Below are 8750 nucleotides of genomic sequence, written 5' to 3' on the forward strand. Positions count from 1 at the left end.
GATTGTCTATGCGTATGCGACTTCTTTCCGCCCTCCTGGCCCCCCTGGCCCTGGCCGTTGCCCTGTCCCCGGCCCTGGCCGCCGATCCCCAAAAGCAGCCGGCCGATTTCCGGGGTGTGCCCTGGGGCGCGCCGGCCGCCTCCCTGCCCGACCTCAACGGCATCGACCGCGACGGCGACATCATCCATTACGAGCGGGCCGGGGAAAAAAAGGAACTGGGCGGCATTGCCCTTAAAAACGTCACCTATTCCTTTTACAAGGACAAATTCTACCACGCCGAAATAGGCTACCAGGGACAGGGGGCGGCCGAGGCCCTGGAGAACAGCCTGGAAGCCAAGTACGGCCCCCCGGACGCCGTGCGCCAGAAAACCGATGCCGCCGGCCACGCCTATTCGGTGGCCACCTGGAACTGGCCCGGCGCGCTTTTCATCGGCCACCGCCACGACAAGGACACCCCCACCGGCCGCATCTTCTACTTCTACGCCCCCATCACCGAGGCCTCGGCCAAGTCCCAGGGCATCGCCGCCGCCCCGGCAGCCGGCAAGGCAGCCACCTATCCGGTCAAAAAGGGCGACAGCCTGGAGCGCATCGCCAAGAAGTACGGCGTGTCCGAAGCCGATCTGCTCGCCGCCAACCCGGGCCTGACCGACAAGAACCTCAAGGCCGGGGCCAGCATCAACCTGCCCGGACAGGCGGCCAAACCGGCCCGCAAGCCCGCCCCGCCGCTGCAACCCGGTGAATACATCGAATACACGGTCAAGGAAGGCGAGATCCTGTCCAAGGTGGCCAACGCCAATGGCGCGCGCATCCGCGACGTCATAAACGCCAATCCCGACATCGACCCGGACAACGTGCGCCCGGGCACGGTGCTGCGCATCCCGATCAAAAAGGATGGCGCCCCCCCGGCCGACGCCGCAGCCAAGGCCCAGGACGCGCCCGCGCCGGCAGCCCAGACCCCGGCCGCCCCCTGAATCGGCTTTGTCGATGGATTTGCAGCAGACTGATTCAAACTACTGATTTGTCGGACCATTTGAGCCGTGCTACGGTTGCAGGGTCGCTTCCCTTACGAAGCGGCCCGCAACCAGCATGAAACAGCTCGCAACCATCCTCGCCTCGGTCTGGACCTACCGGACCGTCCGTATTGCCCTGGCCGTCGCGTTCCTCGCGGCCGCCGGGCTCAAGCTCGCCGATGTCCACGCCTTTGTCCTGACCATCAAGGCCTTTGCCATCCTGCCGACGGACAGCGTCAAGCCGGCCGCCTATGGCCTGCTGGCCCTGGAGGTCCTCGGCGGCGGGCTGCTCCTGTGCAATGTCCGGGGGGGACTGGCCATCATCGGCTTCCTGCTCTTCCTTTTCATCGGCGTCATCGTAAACGCCATCCGCCAGGGCCTGGACATCGACTGCGGCTGCTACGGCCCGGGCGACATCGAAGGCGAGGTGTATCACGGCCTGTGGCCAACCCTGTGGCGCGACGGGGTGATGCTTGCAGGCGTTGCCTACTGCGTCCTGTGGCAACGGCTCCATTCCCGCTCCGCCCGCCCCAAACCCCCAACCTGCAAGGAGTGTTCATGCGCGCCGTCAAACTGATCCTGGCTCTATTGACCGTCATCGCCCTGGCCGCCCCGGCCCTGGCCGACAAATTCGAGGACGAGACCGCCAAGGAAAAAGAAGCCGTCAAGCTCGTGCGCGACACCCAGAAAGGCGGCTACGGGCTGGTGTCCACCGAGGAACTCAAGAAATGGATGGACGAGAAAAAGCCCATGGTCATCGTCGACACCATGCCCTTTGAGGACAGCTTCAAGAAGGAGCATGTGCCGGGTGCTGTGAACTTCGTCTTCCCCATCCCGGACATGGCCGCCTGGGACGCCAAGGAAACCGACGGCAAGTCCGAAGCCGACTACGTCAAGCTGCTTGGCCCGGACAAGGACAAGACCATCGTTATCTACTGCGGCTTCGTCAAATGCACCCGCAGCCACAACGGCGCGGTGTGGGCCAAAAAGCTCGGCTACACCAACGTGGTGCGCTATCCTGGCGGCATCTTTGCCTGGAAGGGAGCCGCCCTGCCCGTCGAAGCGGTCAAATAAAGGAAAGCGGGGCATTGCCCCGCTTTCCAAAAATAACCCGGCCCAAAGCCTGGCGCGAAAAGACGAAAAGATGGCTCCGGTTCTCCGGCGGCTTGCCCCGGGGAGCGCCCTGCCCGCTCCTGGCCAGCCGGATTGACCGGTTCGGCCTGATGGGCCCGGGCCGCCCGGATCAAGCCGGATTGGCCCGATCAGTCTGTTTGGCCGAAATGGCCTGCCCGGCCCTGAAGCCTCGGGCTGCCCCCGGTGGCAGCGGCCTGTCCGCCTCAAAAAACGTCCCGAAAGCCCCGGACCCTTCCTGGTTGTCCCCGGCCCCGCTGTCCCCTCCTGGGGCCTGGGCCGGTTCTCCTTCCGGTATCCGCCACTCCGACCTGTGCTCGGGCTTGCGCTCCGTCCTGCGCTCGGGCCTGCGCTCCGACCCGCACTCCGATCTGCACTCCGACCCGCATTCGGGCCTGCACTCGGGCCTGCCCTTCTACTTGCTCTCCGGCTTGGCCCCCAGGGTGACGGCCACGTCCTTGGCAAACTGCTCCACCAGCCGGCTCTGGGCGGCGGCCAGGGCGGCGTAGTCCGGGCCCTGGGTGGTTTCGCGGTAATCGGCGGTGCGCCACTCCAACACCTTGTTGTCGTTGTCGAGAACCGACCAACTGACGCGCAGCACCACGTCCTGTCCAAGCGTCCCGTCAAAGCGCGACACCTGGATGACGACCTGCCGGTCGGGATGGCCGCCCACGGGCCAGGGGTAGGTATAAAGCGGCTTGGCGCACACAAGGCGATTGAGATTTTCAGTCAGGGCGCGCTGGAAATTGTCATGGGGCGCCTCGATCCATTGTTCGAACTCGGCCAGTTGCATCTGGTTGTCCCCGATCCGGGTGACGATCTGGGACCGGTCAAGGTAGGCCGGGAAGTCCACCGGGCCGACGCCCAGGGCCAGGCACGGGCCGCCGGGCGCCGTGTCGGTCTTGGGCGCAGCCGTATTCAGGGAATAGAAATGGGTGGGCGCGGATTTGCCGCAACCGGCCACGAGCGGCAGGCAGCAGGCCGCGCCGGCGGCCAGCAGGAGGACGAGGAATCGGGGCTTGTTGCTCATTTATGCGGGCCTCCCTTGCCCTGGATGAGCGCCTCGGGGTGGCGTTCAAGGTAATTGGCCAGTTCGCGGATGGAACGGGCGGCGGTGGCGATTTCCGACAGCGCCCGGTTGAGGTCGGTAACGGTTGGCGAATCGCTGTTGGCGATCTTCTGGAACTTGGCAATGGCCGACCGGCTTTCCTTGAGGGTGGCGTCAAAGGAGTCCAAGGCCCCCTTGGCCGAGGCGCTCAGGCCATCGGTGCGCCGGTCGAGATGCTTGGCCAGTTCGGTAAAGCTCTGCACGGCTTCGTCGAGATTCTGGGTCAGGGGGCCGACCTTGCTGCGCAGTTCGACCATCAGCTCGTTGCCGTTCGTGAGCACGGTGTCGATCTTGCCGGGCATCTTGGACAATTCCGGTGAATTGACCAGGGTTTCGATGCCGGTGACCGCGCCGATGAGCCGGTTGACCAGTTCCTGGAGCGGCAATTGCTTGATGGTTTCGGTCAGTTTCTCAAAGGTCGAGGGCACGGTCGGAATTTCGGGCAGGGGCGCGCCGCCGACCAGACGGACCGGGGTATCGGGCATGAGGTCGAGGGAGACGGCCAGCTGGCCGGTGACAAAGCTCTGGGTGACGAGCTGGGCGCGCAGTCCCTTGTCGATCAGCTGGGTCAGCAGATCGCCGGGGGTTTCCTTGCGGGCCTGGACCAGGGTCTCCGCGCCTTTTTTCCCGGTCTCGCTCGGGGCCAGCTTGATCTTGTTGCCAAGGATCTCCACCACCACCGGGATATAGAAATGCAGGCGGCTGGCGTCGGCCTCGATGCTGATGTCCTTGACCGAGCCGATGGGCACCCCCCGGAACAACAGCGGCGCACCGACTTCCAAGCCCGAGACGGAATTGGGGAAATACATGATGCAGGTGAATTTCTTGGTGAAAAGCAGGCCCGAACCCAGGGCGACGATAGCCCCCAGGGCCAGGGCCAGGGCCCCCAGCACGAAAAGCCCGATCATGGTCTTATTGGCTTTGCCGCTCATGGTGGTAGGTCCTTTTCTTATTCCTTTCCCCGGGTGAGGAACCGGCGGAGCTTGGGATCGGTGGATTCGGCCAGCAGCTTGTTGGGATCGCCGCTGGCGGTCATGGTCCGCGTCTCGACATCAAGGTAGACGGAGTTGTTGCCGATGGCAAAAATACTGGACAACTCGTGGGTGACCACCACAAAGGTGGCCTTGAGGCTCTCGCGCAGTTCCAGGATCAGTTCATCCAGGAGATGGGCGCTGACCGGATCGAGGCCGGCCGAGGGCTCGTCGAAAAAGAGGATATCCGGATCAAGGGCCATGGCCCGGGCGAGTCCGGCCCGTTTGCACATGCCGCCGCTTATTTCCGAGGGATAGAAATCCTCGAATCCGGCCAGACCGACCAGGGCGAGCTTGAGCGAGACCACTTCCCGGATCTGGCGGCGCGTCAGGGCGGTGTACTGGGACAGGGGCAGGGAAATGTTTTCAGCCAGGGTCATGGAGCTGAAAAGCGCCCCGGATTGGTACAGGATGCCGGTGCGCCGGGAAATGACGGCCCGGGTTTCGGGCGGGGCGTCCCACAGGCTGCCTTCCCGGTAGACGACCTTGCCGGCGGCCGGCTCCTTGAGGCCGATCAGCACCCGCAAAAGCGTGGATTTGCCGCAGCCGCTGCCGCCCATGATGATAAAGATGTCGCCCTGGTGCACGGTGAAATTGAGGTCGCGCATGATGACGAAATCACCATAGGCGATGGTCAGGTTCGTAACCTCGATGGCCGGAGCCCCGTTGGCCAACGGGCGCGGTGCGGCGGTGTCCGGGATTTTTGGGGCAACGGTCACAAAAGCCTCACACGCCGATGATGTTGCAGGCCACGGTGAGGATGGCCGTGGCGATGACGATGGCCAGGATGCTGGTCACCACGGCCGAGGTGGCGGCCTGCCCCACGCCCAGGGCGCTGCGGCCGCAGCGTATCCCCCGGTAACAGCCGGCCATGGCCACCAGGACGCCGAAAATGGTGCTGTGGACCAGCCCGATCCAGAAGTTGGCCAGGGGCACGGACTGCCAGGTATGGGTCAGGTACTGGATGGGGTTGATCTTGAGCATGAACACCCCGACCACGAAGCCGCCCATGATGCCCATGAGATCGGCGTAGACGCAAAGGAGCGGCATCATGATGACCAGGGCGATCAGCCGCGGCAAAACCAGAAACTGGGTCGGCGAAAAGCCGAAGGTTTTCAGGGCGTCGATCTCCTCGTTGACCTGCATGGTGCCAAGCTCGGCGGCATAGGCCGCTCCGGTGCGCCCGGCCATGATGATGCCGGTCATGATGGCCCCCATGACCCGGACCATGGCAATGCCGACGATGGTGGAGACGTAGATTTGCGCGCCGAACTGGCTGAGCTGAATGGCCCCGACAAAGGCCAGGATAAGCCCCACCAGAAAGCTGATGAGCGAGACGATGCCCAGGGCGTCGATGCTGGCCTGGTACATGAGCGTGACCAGCTGGGAACGCTGGAACACGGCCCTGCCCCGGACCAGGGCCACGACGGCCAGGGTGATGTCGCCCATGAAGTCCAGAAGATTGTAAAAGGCCTGGACCGCACCCAGGCCCAGGTCGGCCATGCGCTCAAGAAAGGGGGTGTGGACGGATTTGCGGGCCGCGCCCTGGCGTTCGGGCACTTTTTCGGCCAGGGCCAGCAGGCTGGCCACGCCGTCGGGCAGTCCGGCCGGGTCGACGGCCAGGCCGCGTTCCCGGGCCGCCGCCAGGATGGCCCGGCACTGGGTGAGAAACAGGCTGTCCCAGCCCGTGACCCCGGTGCAGGCAAAGGCCAGCGACCGTGGAGCCGGGGAGACGGCCAGAGCCTCGAACACCGGCTCGATGCCGGGCAGGGTCCGGTCCATGCGCCAGGAACCGGCGAAAGTCAGGGTGACGACGCCGTCCGCCGTTGCGATGGCGCGCGTGGGGGCGTCGGCCCTGGGCGTTTGAGCTGGACGGGTCATGAAAGTAGCGAACCTTGGCGCATGGGATTTCCGATTGTCTGGCTGGCCTGTCGGCAGCGGGCCGGGCCACCGGCACCATGCCCCTGCCCGGCCCGATTGCCAAGCGTCATTTTTGCTTAGGATACAGGCGGTCGCACTGTTGGGCGCAGAGGTTGCCGCCGTGGTCGATCATGTAAAAACAGTTGCGGCCGAGGTAAATGTTGCCCTGCTGGACAAAAACCACGTTGCAGGCCGCCCGGCAGGTCTTGGCGTCGGCGTAGGTCGTATTGAAGACCTCACGAAAGGCCTGGCAGATGTCCATGTCCGAATCGCAGGGATCAGGGCCGAAGGGGAAGATGCAGTTGCCGTAAAACATGGAGTCCGAATAGGGCTTCTGGGGGGTGCAGGCCGCCAGCAGGCAAAAGACCAGGAGTGCGGCAAAACAGGCAATGCGGTGCGGCATGGCAACCTCCATGGGTATGGTGCGGCAGGGCCCGCTGTGGGCCTGCTCCTGTCTAGCATGGGCCGGGCGCAGGACGCCAGCCCGGCCTTTACAACGCTGCGTCTTTGGACCGGAGTATTTGATCAGCGTCCGGCCAGCAAGGCGAAAATCTCTCGTCCGTAGAGGATCTGCACCATGCCGCCAAAGCACAGGAACGGCCCGAAGGGAATGGGCATCTGGCGGCCCCGGCCCCGGCCGAAGACATAGAAGGGACTGGCAACCAGGGCAGCCAGACTGCCGAGCAGCACGGCATACGGCAGCCCCAGCCCCCCGACCGCCCCGCCGATGGAAAGCATGAGCTTGACGTCGCCGCCGCCCAGGCCGTCCACGCCCTTGGCTGTGCGGTAGGCGGCAGCCAGCAGCCAGAAGACGCCGAATCCGGCCAAGGCCCCCACTCCCGCCAATACCGGACCGATGGCCGGGTCCAGCACGCCCAGGGCCAGGCCCAGCGCCGCCGCCGGATAGGTCAGGTAATTGGGCAGCAGATAGACCTGAAAATCAATGCCCGAGGCGATGATATACAGCCCGCCAAGGGCCAGATGGCCGACAAACCACCAGGTCGGGCCGAAGCGGACCGCGACCAGGGCGGCAAAAACGGCCGAGGCCAATTCGATCAGCGGATAGAGCACGGAAATGCGCTGGCGGCAGCTGCTGCATCGTCCCCCCAGGGCCAGCCAGCTGACCAGCGGAACAAGCTCCCAGGGCCGCAGCCTGTGGCCGCAGGCCGGGCAATGCGAGGGCGGCGAGACAATGGAGGTCTCGGCGATGCCGCGCGAGACGCACACCGAATAAAAGCTGCCGAGAAAGAGTCCGAGCACGGCGGCGGCGGCCGGGAACACATACGGGAACAGGGCGGGATCGATGGGAAATGGCATCTGCTCCTTGTGTCCATACGCCTGCTTCGCGTCAAGTGGCGAGGGGACGGCGAACGGGCGAAGGGAGGACAAAAACGCTGCATGGCTGGACACCGCCCGGCCGGGACGGTACTGACCAGACCATGCAACCTGCATCCCAAACCGCTGCCGGGCCGGAAATCCGGGCCGCGAGGCTGTCTCTGACCGTGGCTGTCGGGCTTTTGGGCATCAAGATGCTGGCCTACGTCCTCACCGACTCGGCTGCCATCCTGTCCGATGCCCTGGAATCCATCATCAACGTGGTGGCGGCGGCCTTTGCCGTCTTTAGCGTCTCGGTTGCGGCCACGCCGCCGGACAAGCGCCATCCCTACGGGCACGGCAATGTCGAATACTACGCGGCCGGCATCGAGGGGCTGCTGATCCTTTTGGCTTCCGTGGCCATTGTCTGGGAATCCTGGGGCAAGATTTTGCACCCCGAGCCGCTGCCCAACCTCGGAGCGGGTCTCCTGCTGTTGCTTGCCGCCAGCGGCGTCAACCTGTGGCTGGGCCTGCTGCTCCTTCGCCAGGGCAGGAAATCGGGGTCGTTGACCCTTGAGGCCGACGGCCGGCATGTGCTCACCGACGTCTGGACCTCGGGCGGGGTGCTCATCGCCCTGGCCCTGGTCATGATGACCGGCTGGCTGTGGCTGGACGGCGCCATCGCCTGTCTGGTCGGGGCCAACATCGCCTGGACCGGCGTCGGCCTCATCCGCCAGTCCGTAGCCGGATTCATGAACGAATCCGATCCGGCCCTGCTCTCCAGCCTCTGCGACCTGCTGCGGGAGCGCCGCCATCCGTCCTGGATCGACATCCACCGGCTGCGGGCCTTTAAATCCGGCCGGGCCGTCCACGTCGACCTCCACCTGATCCTGCCCCGGGACATGACCCTGGCCGAAGCCCACGAACAGGTGGACGCCATGGAAAAGATCCTGGCCGACCATCTCGGTCCCGAAGCCGACGTCATGATCCACGCCGATCCCTGCGCCGACGACTGCTGCCCGGTCTGCGACGCCGAGCCGTGCGACCTGCGAAGCCGCCCGGCCGAGGACTCGCCCCAGTGGTCCCCGGCCACCACCGGCGAACCGGTGCGCGGGGACTAGCGTTTAAGCCGCAGGCTTGAGAAAGAATGCCTCCGGCGGCCAAAGGGGTGACCCCTTTGGAATCCCACCTGGAAGGCAAGGGGGGATGGGGCGACATCACCCGGGCCACGCAAGC

General features: G+C 65.1%; 10 protein-coding genes. 4 read left to right on the forward strand and 6 right to left on the reverse strand.

All coding sequences use genetic code 11. The features are described from left to right. Positions 1–8: 8 nt before the first annotated feature. From DVDV_RS12385 to DVDV_RS12395, 3 genes are all read left to right on the forward strand, one after another. Complete coding sequence (locus DVDV_RS12385; RefSeq protein ID WP_083634768.1) at positions 9–971, forward strand: LysM peptidoglycan-binding domain-containing protein; 963 nt, start codon at positions 9–11, stop codon at positions 969–971. A gap of 115 nt (positions 972–1086) precedes the next feature. Further along, positions 1087–1587 (forward strand): MauE/DoxX family redox-associated membrane protein, encoded by a 501-nt coding sequence (locus DVDV_RS12390; RefSeq protein ID WP_083634769.1) that lies wholly within the window; start codon positions 1087–1089, stop codon positions 1585–1587. After that, positions 1569–2084, forward strand: coding sequence for a rhodanese-like domain-containing protein (locus DVDV_RS12395; protein WP_075354965.1), 516 nt, complete (start codon positions 1569–1571; stop codon positions 2082–2084). The genes DVDV_RS12390 and DVDV_RS12395 overlap by 19 nt, the downstream gene beginning before the upstream one ends. A gap of 472 nt (positions 2085–2556) precedes the next feature. On the opposite strand, the gene DVDV_RS12400 is transcribed toward DVDV_RS12395, so the two are convergent. From DVDV_RS12400 to DVDV_RS12425, 6 genes are all read right to left on the reverse strand, one after another. After that, a complete protein-coding gene (locus DVDV_RS12400; protein ID WP_083634770.1) occupies positions 2557–3171 on the reverse strand; it encodes a membrane integrity-associated transporter subunit PqiC in 615 nt (204 codons plus the stop codon). Next, positions 3168–4181 carry an MlaD family protein gene (locus DVDV_RS12405; protein WP_075354966.1) on the reverse strand — a complete coding sequence of 338 codons (1014 nt, stop codon included), beginning with the start codon at positions 4179–4181 and terminating at the stop codon, positions 3168–3170. Before DVDV_RS12405 ends, DVDV_RS12400 begins: the two co-directional genes overlap by 4 nt. Before the next feature lie 17 nt (positions 4182–4198). Next, positions 4199–4888, reverse strand: coding sequence for an ABC transporter ATP-binding protein (locus DVDV_RS12410; RefSeq protein ID WP_254845363.1), 690 nt, complete (start codon positions 4886–4888; stop codon positions 4199–4201). A gap of 118 nt (positions 4889–5006) precedes the next feature. Beyond that, positions 5007–6161 carry an ABC transporter permease gene (locus tag DVDV_RS12415; protein WP_075354967.1) on the reverse strand — a complete coding sequence of 385 codons (1155 nt, stop codon included), beginning with the start codon at positions 6159–6161 and terminating at the stop codon, positions 5007–5009. A 106-nt stretch (positions 6162–6267) separates the two neighbouring features. Continuing rightward, positions 6268–6603: a hypothetical protein gene (locus DVDV_RS12420; RefSeq protein WP_075354975.1), complete on the reverse strand. Its 336-nt coding sequence runs from the start codon at positions 6601–6603 to the stop codon at positions 6268–6270. 122 nt (positions 6604–6725) lie between these two features. After that, positions 6726–7517 (reverse strand): A24 family peptidase, encoded by a 792-nt coding sequence (locus tag DVDV_RS12425; RefSeq protein ID WP_075354968.1) that lies wholly within the window; start codon positions 7515–7517, stop codon positions 6726–6728. A gap of 122 nt (positions 7518–7639) precedes the next feature. Between DVDV_RS12425 and DVDV_RS12430 the strand changes: the two genes are divergently transcribed. Next, positions 7640–8635, forward strand: coding sequence for a cation diffusion facilitator family transporter (locus tag DVDV_RS12430; RefSeq protein WP_075354969.1), 996 nt, complete (start codon positions 7640–7642; stop codon positions 8633–8635). Positions 8636–8750: the final 115 nt, after the last annotated feature.

Source organism: Desulfovibrio sp. DV, assembly GCF_001936595.1.
Lineage (GTDB): Bacteria > Desulfobacterota > Desulfovibrionia > Desulfovibrionales > Desulfovibrionaceae > Solidesulfovibrio.

Excerpts from the sequence above, each read along its gene's own strand:
- DVDV_RS12390 (WP_083634769.1), top strand. The coding sequence starts at position 1,087 with ATGAAACAGCTCGCAACCATCCTCGCCTCGGTCTGGACCTACCGGACC.
- DVDV_RS12420 (WP_075354975.1), bottom strand. The coding sequence starts at position 6,603 with ATGCCGCACCGCATTGCCTGTTTTGCCGCACTCCTGGTCTTTTGCCTG.
- DVDV_RS12410 (WP_254845363.1), bottom strand. The coding sequence starts at position 4,888 with ATGCGCGACCTCAATTTCACCGTGCACCAGGGCGACATCTTTATCATC.
- DVDV_RS12425 (WP_075354968.1), bottom strand. The coding sequence starts at position 7,517 with ATGCCATTTCCCATCGATCCCGCCCTGTTCCCGTATGTGTTCCCGGCC.
- DVDV_RS12405 (WP_075354966.1), bottom strand. The coding sequence starts at position 4,181 with ATGAGCGGCAAAGCCAATAAGACCATGATCGGGCTTTTCGTGCTGGGG.
- DVDV_RS12415 (WP_075354967.1), bottom strand. The coding sequence starts at position 6,161 with ATGACCCGTCCAGCTCAAACGCCCAGGGCCGACGCCCCCACGCGCGCC.
- DVDV_RS12400 (WP_083634770.1), bottom strand. The coding sequence starts at position 3,171 with ATGAGCAACAAGCCCCGATTCCTCGTCCTCCTGCTGGCCGCCGGCGCG.
- DVDV_RS12385 (WP_083634768.1), top strand. The coding sequence starts at position 9 with ATGCGTATGCGACTTCTTTCCGCCCTCCTGGCCCCCCTGGCCCTGGCC.
- DVDV_RS12430 (WP_075354969.1), top strand. The coding sequence starts at position 7,640 with ATGCAACCTGCATCCCAAACCGCTGCCGGGCCGGAAATCCGGGCCGCG.
- DVDV_RS12395 (WP_075354965.1), top strand. The coding sequence starts at position 1,569 with ATGCGCGCCGTCAAACTGATCCTGGCTCTATTGACCGTCATCGCCCTG.